Source organism: Streptomyces synnematoformans, assembly GCF_039531005.1.
Taxonomy (GTDB): Bacteria; Actinomycetota; Actinomycetes; order Streptomycetales; family Streptomycetaceae; genus Streptomyces; species Streptomyces synnematoformans.
In genome coordinates this window covers 1-12,482 of record NZ_BAAAPF010000216.1, presented here as the reverse complement: position 1 = coordinate 12,482, position 12,482 = coordinate 1, and the positions used below count along the sequence as shown (strand labels likewise).

13 protein-coding genes and 3 pseudogenes are annotated in these 12,482 nt (G+C 73.0%); 5 read left to right on the top strand and 11 right to left on the bottom strand.

The genetic code is table 11. The features are described 5' to 3' along the window. Positions 1 to 104: 104 nt before the first annotated feature. From ABD317_RS25815 to ABD317_RS25790, 6 genes and pseudogenes are all read right to left on the bottom strand, one after another. On the bottom strand, positions 105 to 854 hold the full coding sequence (locus ABD317_RS25815) for a Clp protease N-terminal domain-containing protein (RefSeq protein ID WP_344292456.1): 750 nt from the start codon (positions 852 to 854) through the stop codon (positions 105 to 107). 32 nt (positions 855 to 886) lie between these two features. Further along, positions 887 to 1,651, bottom strand: a pseudogene (locus ABD317_RS25810) (metallophosphoesterase); the annotation flags it as partial. A 142-nt stretch (positions 1,652 to 1,793) separates the two neighbouring features. Continuing rightward, positions 1,794 to 2,698: pseudogene (locus ABD317_RS25805) on the bottom strand (NADP-dependent oxidoreductase). A 111-nt stretch (positions 2,699 to 2,809) separates the two neighbouring features. After that, positions 2,810 to 3,169 carry a hypothetical protein gene (locus ABD317_RS25800; RefSeq protein ID WP_344292454.1) on the bottom strand — a complete coding sequence of 120 codons (360 nt, stop codon included), beginning with the start codon at positions 3,167 to 3,169 and terminating at the stop codon, positions 2,810 to 2,812. Beyond that, positions 3,166 to 3,645 carry a hypothetical protein gene (locus ABD317_RS25795; RefSeq protein WP_344292452.1) on the bottom strand — a complete coding sequence of 160 codons (480 nt, stop codon included), beginning with the start codon at positions 3,643 to 3,645 and terminating at the stop codon, positions 3,166 to 3,168. Before ABD317_RS25795 ends, ABD317_RS25800 begins: the two co-directional genes overlap by 4 nt. A gap of 491 nt (positions 3,646 to 4,136) precedes the next feature. Then, the gene (locus ABD317_RS25790) at positions 4,137 to 4,958 is read right to left on the bottom strand and encodes an SAM-dependent methyltransferase (RefSeq protein WP_344292450.1); all 822 of its coding nucleotides are present in this window, start codon (positions 4,956 to 4,958) and stop codon (positions 4,137 to 4,139) included. Between the two features lie 148 nt (positions 4,959 to 5,106). Between ABD317_RS25790 and ABD317_RS25785 the strand changes: the two genes are divergently transcribed. Together ABD317_RS25785 and ABD317_RS25780 are read left to right on the top strand one after the other, a co-directional pair. Further along, a complete protein-coding gene (locus tag ABD317_RS25785) occupies positions 5,107 to 5,388 on the top strand; it encodes a hypothetical protein (RefSeq protein WP_344292448.1) in 282 nt (93 codons plus the stop codon). Continuing rightward, positions 5,385 to 5,783 (top strand): hypothetical protein, encoded by a 399-nt coding sequence (locus ABD317_RS25780; protein ID WP_344292445.1) that lies wholly within the window; start codon positions 5,385 to 5,387, stop codon positions 5,781 to 5,783. The genes ABD317_RS25785 and ABD317_RS25780 overlap by 4 nt, the downstream gene beginning before the upstream one ends. 47 nt (positions 5,784 to 5,830) lie before the next feature. Here ABD317_RS25780 and kdpC read toward each other — a convergent pair whose 3' ends face one another. The 4 genes from kdpC to kdpF are packed head-to-tail and all read right to left on the bottom strand — an operon-like array spanning position 5,831 to position 10,340. Then, positions 5,831 to 6,442, bottom strand: coding sequence for a potassium-transporting ATPase subunit KdpC (kdpC, locus tag ABD317_RS25775; RefSeq protein ID WP_344292443.1), 612 nt, complete (start codon positions 6,440 to 6,442; stop codon positions 5,831 to 5,833). Positions 6,443 to 6,451: 9 nt separating this feature from the next. Further along, on the bottom strand, positions 6,452 to 8,578 hold the full coding sequence (gene kdpB, locus ABD317_RS25770) for a potassium-transporting ATPase subunit KdpB (protein ID WP_344292441.1): 2,127 nt from the start codon (positions 8,576 to 8,578) through the stop codon (positions 6,452 to 6,454). Beyond that, complete coding sequence (gene kdpA, locus ABD317_RS25765) at positions 8,575 to 10,239, bottom strand: potassium-transporting ATPase subunit KdpA (protein WP_344292439.1); 1,665 nt, start codon at positions 10,237 to 10,239, stop codon at positions 8,575 to 8,577. The genes kdpB and kdpA overlap by 4 nt, the downstream gene beginning before the upstream one ends. 11 nt (positions 10,240 to 10,250) lie before the next feature. Continuing rightward, the gene (gene kdpF, locus ABD317_RS25760) at positions 10,251 to 10,340 is read right to left on the bottom strand and encodes a K(+)-transporting ATPase subunit F (RefSeq protein ID WP_344292437.1); all 90 of its coding nucleotides are present in this window, start codon (positions 10,338 to 10,340) and stop codon (positions 10,251 to 10,253) included. A gap of 457 nt (positions 10,341 to 10,797) precedes the next feature. On the opposite strand from kdpF, the gene crcB (ABD317_RS25755) reads away from it, so the two are divergent. The 3 genes from crcB (ABD317_RS25755) to crcB (ABD317_RS25745) are packed head-to-tail and all read left to right on the top strand — an operon-like array spanning position 10,798 to position 12,004. Then, positions 10,798 to 11,283 (top strand): fluoride efflux transporter CrcB, encoded by a 486-nt coding sequence (gene crcB / locus ABD317_RS25755; protein WP_344292435.1) that lies wholly within the window; start codon positions 10,798 to 10,800, stop codon positions 11,281 to 11,283. Continuing rightward, positions 11,280 to 11,633 carry a DUF190 domain-containing protein gene (locus ABD317_RS25750; protein ID WP_344292433.1) on the top strand — a complete coding sequence of 118 codons (354 nt, stop codon included), beginning with the start codon at positions 11,280 to 11,282 and terminating at the stop codon, positions 11,631 to 11,633. The genes crcB (ABD317_RS25755) and ABD317_RS25750 overlap by 4 nt, the downstream gene beginning before the upstream one ends. Further along, positions 11,630 to 12,004 (top strand): fluoride efflux transporter CrcB, encoded by a 375-nt coding sequence (gene crcB, locus ABD317_RS25745; RefSeq protein WP_344292431.1) that lies wholly within the window; start codon positions 11,630 to 11,632, stop codon positions 12,002 to 12,004. Before ABD317_RS25750 ends, crcB (ABD317_RS25745) begins: the two co-directional genes overlap by 4 nt. A 135-nt stretch (positions 12,005 to 12,139) precedes the next feature. Here crcB (ABD317_RS25745) and ABD317_RS25740 read toward each other — a convergent pair. Next, a pseudogene (locus ABD317_RS25740) lies at positions 12,140 to 12,482 on the bottom strand (hypothetical protein); the annotation flags it as partial.

The window sequence follows — 12,482 nt, the reverse complement described above, 5'->3', positions numbered from 1 at the left end:
ATGCCGGGGCACGTGCGCCCGTCCCGGCGCCTGCGCGGCGCCCGGGGCCGTGCGCCTGCTCGGGCGGTGCGCCTGCCGGGGGCCGTAAGCCCGCCGGGGGCGGCCTACGCCCCGCCGCCCCCGCTCTGCTCCCGCAGCGGTGCCAGCGCCGCCGCGATGTGCGCCTCCGCCGCCGGGCGGTCGACGCCGAGCCGGGACAGCACGCCGTCGCCGTTCTCCTGCTCCAGCAGCGCCAGCAGGATGTGCTCCGTACCGACGTAGTTGTGCCCCAGCCGCAGCGCCTCGCGGAAGGTCAGCTCCAGCGCCTTCTTCCCCGCCGCGTTGTACGGGACCAGCTCCGGGACCGTGCCCCCCGCCGGCCGCGGCAGCGCGGCGACGGCCTCCTGCCGCACGGTGTCCAGCAGGATGTCCTGCGCCGTGATCGCCGCCGCGCCGATGCCGGCGGGGTCGGCGATCAGCCCGAGGACGAGGTGGGCGGGGCCGATCTCGGTGTTGCCGGCGGCGCGGGCCTCGTTCTGGGAGGCCATCACGACGTTCTTGGCGCGGGCCGTGAAGCGCGCGAAGCCCTCGCTCGGGTCCAGCGTGACGCCCTCGTCCGCGCCCTTGGTCACGAACCGCTTCTGGGCCGCCTGCCGGGTGACCCCCATGCTCTTGCCGATGTCGGTCCACGAGGCGCCGGAGCGCCGCGCCTGGTCGACGAAGTGGCCGATGAGGTGGTCGGCCACCTCGCCGAGGTGGTCCGCGGCGACGACGGCGTCGGTGAGCTGGTCGAGAACGTCGGTGTGGACCTTCTTGATGGCCTCGATCAGGTCGTCGAGGCGTACGGGGTTGGTCGAGCGCGTGGGTTCCGTCATGCTGACAACCGTAGGTTGACACCCCCTGAACGTCAACCTTCGGTTGACACCGTACGGAAGTGGGTGGTCAGCCGGTGGTCCTCGGTCAGGACGTGGAAGGCCAGGGCCGGCGGCTGGTCGAGATGGACGTGGTGGTCCGCGTGCGCCTGCCGCTCCCAGGGCAGCCGGACGGTGTTGACGACGCCGGGGGCGACGAGCAGCGGGCGGCCGGCGAAGGTGGTCGCGGCGGCGGTGTGCGCGTGACCGGCGAGGAAGGCCGTGATCCGGGGGTGCCGCCCGGCCAGCTCCGCGAGCCGCCCCGCGTCGAACTGCCGGATCCCGTCGACGTACGGGACGTGCAGTTCGACCGGCGGGTGGTGGAACGCGACGAGCACGGCGTCCCCCTCCGGCGCCCGCCCCACCTCCGCCGCCAGCCACTCCAGCGTCTCGTCCCCGAGCCACCCCTCCGGCTTCCCCGGCACCGACGAGTCGCACGCCAGCACCGTGAACCCGGCCCCCCGGTACACCTGGTCAACGGCCCCCGCATCCCCCGCATCCCCCGCGTCCGCCGCATCCGTCGCGTCCCCGAGCAGCCCGCGCCGGAAGGCGCCCCGGTCGTCGTGGTTGCCGGGGCAGACCAGCACCGGATGCCGGGAGTCGAGCAGGCCGCGGGCCGTCGCGTACTCCTCGTCCGCCCCGTGGTCGGCGACGTCGCCGGTGACGAGGACGAGGTCGAGGTCGTACGGCAGGTCCTCCAGGTAGTCGACCACCGCCCGCGTGCGACGGACGCTGCGCTCGTCGTCGATGTGGATGTCGCTGAGATGCGCGATCACGGCCATGGTGTGTTCCCTCCCTGGACCGACCCCGGTGTGCGTGCCGGGAACCCTCTGACCGGCGACGCTACGGCCCGGGCAGGCCGGCCGGGAACGGCCACCTGCGAGGCGGTGGCCCGGGGCGGGCTCAGACGCGGACCACGAGCTTTCCCCGGGTGTGTCCGCGTGCGGCGGCGCGTGTGCGTCCGCGATCCGTTCGAGGGGGTAGGTCCGCTCGATGCGGGGTGTGTAGCGGCCCTGCCGGCCGAGTTCGCCGGCTTCGGCGAGGAGCGCGGGGTCGTTCTCGGCGTTGGCCAGGTGCACCCCCAGGCGGTGGGCGTTGGCGTAGTCGGCGACCGTCGCCACCCGGGCGGGGTCGCCGGTGATCGCGATGAGATCGGCCAGGGAGCCGGAGGCCGCGGTGTCGAGGGCGAGGTCGACACCGCCCGGGGCGAGGGCGGCCAGGCGCTGCGCGAGACCGGGGCCGTACGTGGTGGGGACGGCCCCGAGACCGGAGAGGAACCCGTGGTTGCGCGCACCGGCGGTCCCGATCACGGTGGCGCCCCGGGCCACCGCGATCTCGACCGCGGCGCTGCCGACGCCCCCGGCGGCGCCCTCGACGAGGAGGGTGCGCCCCCGCAGCGGGCCCAGCGCGTTGAGCCCGCCCAGCGCGGTCACCGACGCCAGCCCGGCGCCCGCGGCCTCCTCGTCGCTCCACGCCCCCGGCGCGGGGGCCCAGGCCGAGAACACGGCCAGCTCCGCCGTCGCACCGGTGACACCCCCCAGCCCGAAAACCCGCTCACCGACGCGCACTCCCCGCACCCCCGCACCGGTCGCGTTGACCACGCCGACGGCGTCCCGCCCGGGAATGGCGGGCAACTCCACGGGAAGCACGTCCCGCACCGCACCGGAACGCACCTTCCAGTCGACGGCGTTGACCCCGGCCACCGTGACGCGGACACGGATCTCCCCGCCCCCGGGATGCGGCTCCGCCACCTCCTCGACCACGAGAGTCTCCGCACCGCCGTACTGGTGATACCGGACTGCGCGCATGACGCTCTGCCTTTCCCCGCGGCCGAACCGGCCGTGTGCGTGAGCCCTCCACGCTAAAAGCTCACGCCAACGTCAGGTGCAAGCCGAGCGCGCCGACCAGGCCGTGTGGGCTCAGCGTCGGTCGGTGGCCCGCGGGTGCCCGGTGCCTGCGAAGGTGATCCAGCAGGTCTCGCGGGCGGTGTCCAGGAGGTACCAGATGCGTCCGCCGCCGGTCACCTCGATCTGCCACTGCTCGCAGGTCCGTCCGCGGTGGGTTCCGTGTGCCAGACCGCCCTTGAGGCGGTGGTGCCGGGACGTCTCGGTGACGGGTCTCGGGGCGGTGCGCATGGTCGCCCAGGCGCGGTAGGTGTTCTCGCGGGCCTGCTGGGCGAGGTTCTCCCAGCCCTTGGCCGAGGCTGCGTCAGCGAAGCGGACTTCCCAGTGGCCGTCCGGCGCCGGGGGCGCGGCGCGGTCGCCGCGACCCGCAGTCATGCGACGTCCCGGGGGTCCGGCACCGGGCCGTAGTCTTCGCCGTGGTCCCGGGTCAGCGCGGCCAGCAGTTCCGGGTCGGAGTAGACCTCGGCGGTGTGCTGCCAGGCGACGAGCAACTGGGCGACCGACGCGCTGTTGCCGAGCGAGTCGGCGGCCCGCATGGTGTCGACCAACTCGACAGCGAAGGCGTGCAGATCGGACTCGGGCAGGAAACGGACCCACGGGAACGCGTCCGGCAGTATGTTGAGGAGTAGTTCCATGCTGCCGGGCTCCCGGCGCGCCATGGCGGCCAGCATGCGCGTGGCTGCTGACACCACCGTCTGGTCCTGCTCGGCCCGTGCCGCGGTGGTGAGGACCAGATCCTCTCCGTCTCTGCGGTGCAGGAGCAGGCTCGGCGATTCCTGGAGCCGGGCAAGCGTCTGCTTGTTCTTGTTCACCAGCTCGGAGAAGTTCACGGCCGCGTTTTCGGTAGCCATGACTTTGAAACTACTTCGAAAGTATCCGACGCGCCATCACCCAGAAGGGTGGCGCTGGGCGTCGGTGTCCGCCGGGGTGCACAGGTGCGGGGGTGCGTGGGCGGCGTCGTGGACCTCGATGCGTACGGCGTCGTCCTCGACGGCGACGTGGACCCGGAAATCGCGGCCGCGCGGTCGGGTACGCCTACGGGGCGATGCTTGCTCCCGGTGGGTGGTGGAAGGGAAGTGAGCGGCGGCGTGATCTGCGCGGGTCCGTGTTCGCCCTCTCGGAGCTGATGGTGCTGCCGACGTGGCGTGGGACCGGTCGCGCCAGGAGGATCCATGACGCACTGGTCGGTCCCGTGGCGGCGGACATGGTGTCGCTCCAGGTGGAGACCGCGCACGCCAAGGTCGTCCGCCTGTACGAGGGCTGGGGTTACGAGAAGGCCGACGAGTTCGGGCCGGACGACGGCTGGCCCCGGTACACGGTGATGGTGAAGCGGCTGATCCGCTCAGCGTTTCCGGCCGACTCCGCAGTACCCGAACACCGGGGGCGGCGTGCCGAAACGGGTCCGCTCGGGCCGCCACCGGCTCATGGACACCACACCCGGCTCGATCACCTCAAGGCCCTCGAAGAACGCGCTGATCTCCTCCCGGGACCGGGGAGTGAGCGGGACGTCGGCGGATTCGTTGTACTCGTCCTGCGCTGCCCGGTTCTTCGCGGCGACCTCCTCGCCGCCCAGGGACGGGTCGAGGGTGGCGTGGGTGAGCGCCAGGTGGCTTCCTGCCGGCACGGCGTCGAGCAGGCGGCGGACGATGGCGCGGACCTGGTCGTAGTCCGGGACGAAGTGGAGTATGCCCAGCAGGGTGATGGCTACCGGCCGGCTGAAGTCCAGCGACTTGGCCGCGCGCGCCAGGATCTCCTCGGGGTCGCGGAGGTCGGCGTGGATGTAGTCGCAGGTGCCCTCGGGTGTGGAGGTGAGCAGAGCGCGGGCGTGGGTGAGGACCAGGGGATCGTTGTCGACGTAGACGATGCGCGAACTCGGCGCGGCGCGCTGGGCGACCTCGTGGGTGTTGTTCATCGTCGGCAGCCCGGTGCCGATGTCGAGGAACTGGCGGACCTCCGCCTCGGCGACCAGGTACCGCACGGCCCTGGCCAGGAACGCGCGGTCGGTGCGGGCGATGTCGGTGATCTGGGGGAATGCCGCCTTGTACGCTTCCGCGGCCTGGCGGTCCACCGCGTAGAAGTCCTTGCCGCCGAGAAAGTAGTTCCACACCCGCGCGGAGTGCGGGACGCTGCTGTCGATCGTCTGACCGGGGTCTTCGTCGTGCATGGGGCCTCTCCTGTAACCGGTTGGCGCTCAACATAGCGCTGCCCCCGGCCCGGATCACCCAGCCGAGCGGTACGGGGTGCAGCGCTGCCCCGCTGCCCCGCTGCCCCGCTGCCTCGCCGAGCTGCCATGGGTGGCCTATAGTGGGGCTATGACGACGACGATTCAGGTCTCCCGTGAAGTCCGGGATCATCTGGCCGAGCTTGCCAAGGAGCGGGGGATGAGCCTGGGCCAGCTGGTCCAGGCTCTCGCGGCCGAGCAGCCGACGGCGGCCCAGCGGGCCGAGCGCCTGGCCGCCGACCGCGAGGTCGCGCGCCGCCTGATCGGTATCGACCTGAGCGACGAGGAGTTCGACCAGGCTCCCGACGTCCTCGGCAACATCTACAGGATGGCCGCCGAGAAGGCCCGCGCCGCCCGGGGCAGCGCGGCTTGATCATCCTCGACACCGGCGCGGTCAAGGCTCTCGCCACCGGGCACAAGGCGCTGAACCTGCTCGCGGGCAACATGGCCCACACCCCCGGCGACCAGCTGCGGATCCCCGCCCTGTGCCTGATGCAGGCCGAGGCCGGCGAGGAGCATCTGCACCGCCGGGTGCTGGCCTTCTCCTCGGTCGTCGTCGACCCGCTCGACGCCATGGCCGCCGCCTCGGTGGGGACCATGGTCCGCGACGGCTACGGCGCCTCCGACACCTGCCACGCCCTGTACTGCGCCCTACCCCGGGCCGAGTTCACCGGGATGTCGATCCTGCTGACCGAGGCCGAGGGGGACTACCCGCCGGGCGTCGTCACCATCGACATCAACTCGCCCGGCACGCTCGGCTTCCCCTGACGGTCGGACCGCCTGCCGCCACGTCGATGCCACCGCCCGTCGTGGGGTCAGTTGGCCGGCAGGCGGGACAGGGCCAGGTTCAGCTCCAGGACGTTGACCCGCTCGTTGCCCAGGAAGCCCAGGTCGCGGCCCTCCGTGTGGGCGTTCACCAAGTTCTCGACCTGCGCCTGCGCCAGGCCGTTCTCCTTTGCTACGCGGCCGACCTGGATCTCCGCGTACGCCGGGGAGATGTGCGGGTCCAGCGCCGAGGCCGAGCCGGTGACCGCGTCCTTCGGGACGGCCGACGGCGGGACGTCGTTGAAGGCGGCGACCTGCTTCCGGGTCTCCCGTACCGACTTCACCAGCGTGGCGTCGGAGGCGCCTAGCTGGGAGGAGCCGGTGGTCAGGGGGTCGTAGGCGCTGTGGGAGGGGCGGGGCTGGAACCACCGGGGGTCGGGCTTGTCCGTGCCCTTGAGGTTCCAGGTCTGGCCGATCAGCTTCGAACCGGCCTCCCGGCCCTCGTACTCCACCTGCGAGCCGTTGGCCTGGTCCGGGAACGCGGCCTGCGCTATCCCCGTGACCGCCAGCGGGTAGACCACGCCGGTGACCACGCTGAGCACGAGCAGCGCGCGCAGCGCGCTGAACAGCAGCCGGGCGGTGGTGCGTGCGGAAGTGTTCATCGGGGTCCCTCAGCCGATTCCGGGGATGAGCGAGACGACGAGGTCGATCAGCTTGATGCCGAGGAACGGGGCCGCCAGCCCGCCGAGGCCGTAGACGGCGATGTTGCGGCGGAGCATCCGGTCGGCGCTGACCGGGCGGTACCGCACGCCCCGCAGGGCCAGCGGTACCAGCGCGACGATGACCAGCGCGTTGAAGACGACCGCGGAGAGGATCGCCGACTCCGGCGAGGACAGCCGCATGACGTTCAGGTCGTCCAGGCCCGGGTAGGCGGCGGCGAACATCGCGGGGATGATCGCGAAGTACTTCGCGACGTCGTTGGCGAGGGAGAACGTGGTGAGCGCGCCGCGGGTGAGGAGGAGCTGTTTGCCGATCTCCACGATCTCGATGAGCTTCGTGGGGTCGGAGTCCAGGTCGATCATGTTCCCGGCCTCCTTGGCGGCGGCGGTGCCGGTGTTCATGGCGACGCCGACGTCGGCCTGGGCGAGCGCCGGGGCGTCGTTCGTGCCGTCGCCGGTCATGGCGACGAGCTTGCTTCCCGCCTGTTCGCGTTTGATGAGCGCCAGCTTGTCCTCGGGCGTGGCCTCGGCGAGGAAGTCGTCCACGCCGGCCTCGGCGGCGATGGCCGCCGCCGTTCCGGCGTTGTCACCCGTGATCATGACGGTCCTGATGCCCATCCGGCGCAGCTCGGCGAACCGTTCCCGCACGCCTTCCTTGACGATGTCCTTGAGGTGGATGACGCCCAGCACGCGGGCGGCGACGCCCTCGCCGGTGCGCTCCGCGACGACCAGCGGGGTGCCGCCGGACCCGGAGATCGCGTCGACGACCTCGGCCACTTCGGCGGCCACCTCGGCGTCCGGCCCGCCGCCGTGTTCCGCGACCCAGGCGGCCACCGCGCCGGCCGCGCCCTTGCGGATCTGCCGGCCGGCGACGTCCACGCCGGACAACCGGGTCCGCGCGGTGAACGGCACCCAGGCGGCGTGCGTCAGCTCGCCCGGACGGCGCTCGCGCAGCCGGTACTCCTCCTGCGCCAGCGCGACCACCGAGCGGCCTTCGGGCGTTTCGTCGGCGAGCGACGCCAGCTGCGCGGCGTCGGCGAGTTCGGGGACGTCCACCGTGCCGACCGGACGGAACTCGGCGGCCTGCCGGTTGCCGACCGTGATGGTGCCGGTCTTGTCGAGGAGGAGGGTGTTGACGTCGCCGGCGGCCTCGACGGCGCGGCCGGACACGGCGAGCACGTTGCGCTGTACGAGCCGGTCCATGCCCGCGATGCCGATCGCGGACAGCAGCGCGCCGATGGTCGTCGGGATTAGGCAGACGAGCAGCGCGGTGAAGACGACGAGGGGCTGCTCGGCGCCCGCGTAGACCGCGAACGGCTGGAGCGTGACGACGGCCAGGAGGAAGACGACGGTCAGCGAGGCGAGCAGGATGTTCAGCGCGATCTCGTTCGGCGTCTTGTGCCGGGCCGCGCCCTCGACCAGCGCGATCATGCGGTCGAGGAACGTCTCGCCGGGCCTGGCGGTGATGCGTACGACGATGCGGTCCGAGAGGACCTTCGTGCCGCCGGTGACCGCGGAGCGGTCGCCGCCCGACTCCCGGATCACGGGGGCCGACTCGCCGGTGATCGCGGACTCGTCGACGGAGGCGGCGCCCTCGACCACGTCGCCGTCGCCGGGGATGACGTCGCCGGCCTCGCAGACGACGAGGTCGTCCACGCGCAGTCCGGTGCCGGGCACCCGTTCCTCGCCGTGGGCCGTACGGCGGCGGGCCACCGTGTCCGTCTTCGCCCGGCGCAGGGTGGCGGCCTGCGCCTTGCCGCGGCCCTCGGCGACGGCCTCGGCGAGGTTGGCGAAGACGACGGTGAGCCAGAGCCAGCCGGCGATGAGCCAGCCAAAGCCGTCGCCGGGGTCGGTGACGGCCAGGACCGTGGTCAGCACCGAGCCGGTCTCGACCACGAACATGACCGGCGACCTCACCATCGCCCGCGGGTCGAGCTTGCGCAGCGCGTCGGGTACGGAACGGAGCAGCTGCCGGGGGTCGAACAGCCCGCCGGCGACCCGCGGTCCGGGCCCGTGCCGTACGGGATCCGTGCCCGCGGTGTGCGGGGTGGGAGCGGGGGTCCGGGTCTGGAGGGTCATGCGGCCAGTCCTTCGGCGAGCGGCCCGAGCGCGAGCGACGGGAAGAAGGTGAGCCCGGCGACGATGGCGATGCACGCCACCAGCACGCCGGTGAACAGCGGCTTGTCGGTGCGCAGCGTCCCGGCCGACGCCGGCGCCGGCCGCTGCCGGGCGAGCGAGCCGGCCAGCGCCAGCACGAACACCATCGGCAGGAACCGGCCCAGCAGCATGCACAGGCCGAGCGCCGTGTTGTGGAACCCGGTGTCCGCGCCGAAGCCCGCGAAGGCGCTGCCGTTGTTGTTCGAGGCGGAGGTGTAGGCGTAGAGGACCTCGGAGAAGCCGTGCGGGCCGGTGTTCGTCATCGCCGACTCGCCGTTGCCGGTGCCCATCGCCAGCGCCGTGCCGGACAGCACCAGCGCGGGGGTGACGAGGAGGTAGCAGGCCGCGAGCTTCATCTCGCGGGGCCCGAGCCTCTTGCCCAGGTACTCGGGCGTACGGCCCACCATCAGCCCGGTGAGGAACACCGCGACGACGGCCATCACCAGCATCCCGTACAGCCCGGAGCCGACGCCGCCGGGCGCGATCTCGCCGATCATCATGCCGAACAGCAGCACGCCGCCCGACAGTCCGGAGAACGAGTCGTGGAAGGAGTTGACCGAGCCGGTCGACGTCATCGTGGTCGACACGGCGAAGAGCGACGAGGCGCTCTCCCCGAACCGCTGCTCCTTGCCCTCCATCGCGCCGCCCGCGAGCTGCGCGGCGGTGCCCGGGTGCGCCGCCTCCAGCAGGGTCACCGCGACCACGCCGGCGAACCAGATGCCGGCCATCGCCGCGACGACGGCGTAGCCCTGCCTGACGCTGCCGACCATCGTGCCGAAGGTGCGCGGCAGCGAGAACGGGATGAGGAGCAGGAGGAAGACCTCCAGCAGGTTGGAGCTGCCGTCCGGGTTCTCGAAGGGGTGGGAGGAGTTGGCGTTGTAGAAGCCGCCGCCGTTGGTGCCCAGGTCCTTGATGGCCTCCTGGGAGGCGACGGCGCCGCCGGTGAGGTGCTGCGTCTGCCCGGTCACGGTGGTCACGGACTGCACGTCGGAGAAGTTCTGGACCGCGCCCGCCGCGACCAGCAGCACGGCCGCCGCGGCGGAGACGGGCAGCAGGATCCGTACCGTGCCGCGCACCAGGTCCGCCCAGAAGTTGCCCAGCTCGCCGGTGCGGGCACGGGCGAAGCCGCGTATCAGCGCCACCGCGACGGACATGCCGACGGCGGCCGAGACGAAGTTCTGCACGGCCAGACCGCCGGTCTGGGTGAGGTGGCTCATCGCCGACTCGCCCGCGTACGACTGCCAGTTGGTGTTCGAGGTGAAGGACGCGGCGGTGTTGAACGCCTGGTCCGGGCTGAGGGGCGCGAAGCCGAGGGAGAGCGGCAGCCGGTCCTGCAGCCGCTGGAGCGCGTAGAGGAGGAGCACGCCGGCCAGGGAGAACGCGAGCACGGTGCGCAGGTACGCGGGCCAGCGCATCCCGGCGTCGGGGTCGGCGCCGACGGCGCGGTAGATCCACCGCTCGGCACGGCTGTGCTTCATGCCGGCGTAGACCCGGGCCATGTGGTCGCCGAGGGGACGGTGGACGAGCGCCAGCGCGGCGACCAGCGCCGAGACCTGGAGCACGGAGGCGAGTGTCGGGCTCATGAGAAGGGACCTCAGAACCTCTCGGGGAAGAGGAGGGCGAGGACCAGGTAGCCCAGCAGGGCGACGGCCACGATGAGGCCCGCCACGTTGTCGGCGCTCACAGCTTGCTCACGCCGCGGGCGATGAGTGCCACCAGTACGAAGACCACGAGTGCGGTGACGACGAAGGCCGCGTCGGCCATCGGTGCTCCTAGACGGTGTCGGGTGTCGGGTGTCGGGTGTCGGGTGTCGCTGTCACGTCGAATCGAACGGACAGGACCAGGGAAACCCCGGGCAGGCGCCGATGTGACCGTCATTGACGGTGCTCTGACGAGGTGACGGGTGGCGTTGACGGGTTTCTTACGCGAGTGGGTGCTTGCGGGGGGCGAGCGGCCGGACGCGCGGGGCGGGGGCGGCACGGGTAGCCTGGGTGGGGGTGACGGCCGCCGGTCCGCCGGGCGCGCCGTCCCGCGGCGGTGGGGCCCGCCGTACCCGAACCGCGGCGCCTGCGCCGCCAACGGTCCCTGCTTGCGAGCACGCGCGCCCGGGACCGGGCGCGCCCGGCGAGTAGGAGCACCTGATGAAGCCCGTGCACCCCCCGGCCGTGGGCGAGCCCACCGATCCGGACGTCGACCTCCATGTCCCCGTGCAGCGGCCCGGCGCCTGGCGGACGCAGGTCCCCGTGCTGGCCGCGGTGGCGCTGGGCGGCGCGGCGGGCGCGGCGGCCCGCTACGGCGCGTCCCTGCTGTGGCCCACGGCCGACGGCGGTTTCCCGTGGACCACGCTGGTGGTGAACGCGGCCGGCTGCGCGGTGATCGGCGTGTTCATGGTCGTGATCAGCGACGTGTGGGCGGCCCACCGGCTGGTGCGGCCGTTCTTCGGCACCGGGGTGCTGGGCGGGTTCACGACGTTCTCGACCTACGCGGTCGACATCCAGCAGCTGGTCGACGCCGACCGGGCCCGCGCGGCGCTGGCCTACCTGGGGCTGACGCTGCTGGTGGCGCTGGCGGCGGTGGGGAGCGCGGCGTGGGCGACCCGCCGGATCGTGACGTGGAGGCAGGCATGACAAGGCTGACCGGTCGCGCGCTGCGCGTGACGATCTTCATCGGGGAGAACGACGTCTGGCAGCACAAGCCGCTGTACACCGAGATCGTGCACCGGGCTCACAAGGCCGGGCTCGCGGGGGCGTCGGTGTTCCGCGGCATCGAGGGCTTCGGTGCCTCGTCGCTGATCCACACCAGCAGGCTGCTGTCGCTGAGCGAGGACCTGCCCGTCGCCGTGGTCATCGTCGACGACGAACAGCGCGTCCGCGCCTTCCTGCCGCAGCTGGACGAACTGGTCGGCGAGGGCCTGGTGATCCTGGACGACTGCGAGGTCATCCGGTACGTCGGCAGGACGGAAGAGCGCGCGACGTGAACTGGCTGCTGGTCCTCGCCGGCGCGGCCGTCGGCGCGCCCCTGCGGTACCTGACCGACGTGGCGGTGCAGAAGCGGCACGACACCGTCTTCCCCTGGGGCACGTTCACCGCCAACGTGGCCGGCTGCCTGGTCCTGGGCCTGCTCACCGGCGCCGTCACCTACGGCGCCGCCGCCGACCCGGTACGGCTCCTGGTCGGCACCGGGCTGTGCGGGGCGCTGACCACCTACTCGACGTTCTCGTACGAGACGCTGCGGCTGGCGGAGAGCGGGGCGAGGTTCTTCGCCGCCGCCAACGTCGCCGCCAGCGTCGTGGCCGGGCTCGGCGCGGCCTTCGTCGGCGTGGTGGTGGCGGAGGCGCTGTGGGCCTGAGGCCCCGGGCGGGCTGAACGCCTGCGGGCTGCGGCCCGGGTTGACGCGTCCGGCGTGCGGGCGGGTCACGGGCCGGGGGTGTGCGTCGCGGCGGTACCCGCGGCCGCCGTACGTCGTGAGCCGGACCCCGGTCGGTCAGAGGAGGCCCGGGAGCAGGGGGAGGTCGAGGTCGAGGCCGCCGCGGTCGGACTCGCCGTCCGAGCCGCCGCCGGAGCCGCCCGATCCGCCGCCGTCCCCGCCGCTGCCGCTGCCGCCGCCGTCCTCCGTGCTCCGGCCGGGCGCCGGCGTGCCGGTGGACGGGGACGCCGACCGCGGTTCCGCGGTGTCCGGCGCCGTGACGCGGCCCTCGGCCGGGGTCGTGGCCGTCGGCTCCGGGCTGTCCGGCGTCGTCGCCGGGCTGGCGGCCGGCTCCCCCCCCGGGGGGCGGGCCGCCCCCGCCCGCCGGGGCCGCGGCCCCGCGGGGTCCCCGGCGTGGGGG

Coding starts and splice junctions, on each gene's coding strand:
- kdpB (WP_344292441.1), bottom strand. CDS start 8,578: ATGACCCTCCAGACCCGGACCCCCGCTCCCACCCCGCACACCGCGGGC.
- ABD317_RS25785 (WP_344292448.1), top strand. CDS start 5,107: ATGACGACGACGATTCAGGTCTCCCGTGAAGTCCGGGATCATCTGGCC.
- ABD317_RS25790 (WP_344292450.1), bottom strand. CDS start 4,958: ATGCACGACGAAGACCCCGGTCAGACGATCGACAGCAGCGTCCCGCAC.
- ABD317_RS25815 (WP_344292456.1), bottom strand. CDS start 854: ATGACGGAACCCACGCGCTCGACCAACCCCGTACGCCTCGACGACCTG.
- ABD317_RS25750 (WP_344292433.1), top strand. CDS start 11,280: ATGACAAGGCTGACCGGTCGCGCGCTGCGCGTGACGATCTTCATCGGG.
- ABD317_RS25800 (WP_344292454.1), bottom strand. CDS start 3,169: ATGACTGCGGGTCGCGGCGACCGCGCCGCGCCCCCGGCGCCGGACGGC.
- ABD317_RS25795 (WP_344292452.1), bottom strand. CDS start 3,645: ATGGCTACCGAAAACGCGGCCGTGAACTTCTCCGAGCTGGTGAACAAG.
- kdpC (WP_344292443.1), bottom strand. CDS start 6,442: ATGAACACTTCCGCACGCACCACCGCCCGGCTGCTGTTCAGCGCGCTG.
- crcB (WP_344292435.1), top strand. CDS start 10,798: ATGAAGCCCGTGCACCCCCCGGCCGTGGGCGAGCCCACCGATCCGGAC.
- kdpA (WP_344292439.1), bottom strand. CDS start 10,239: ATGAGCCCGACACTCGCCTCCGTGCTCCAGGTCTCGGCGCTGGTCGCC.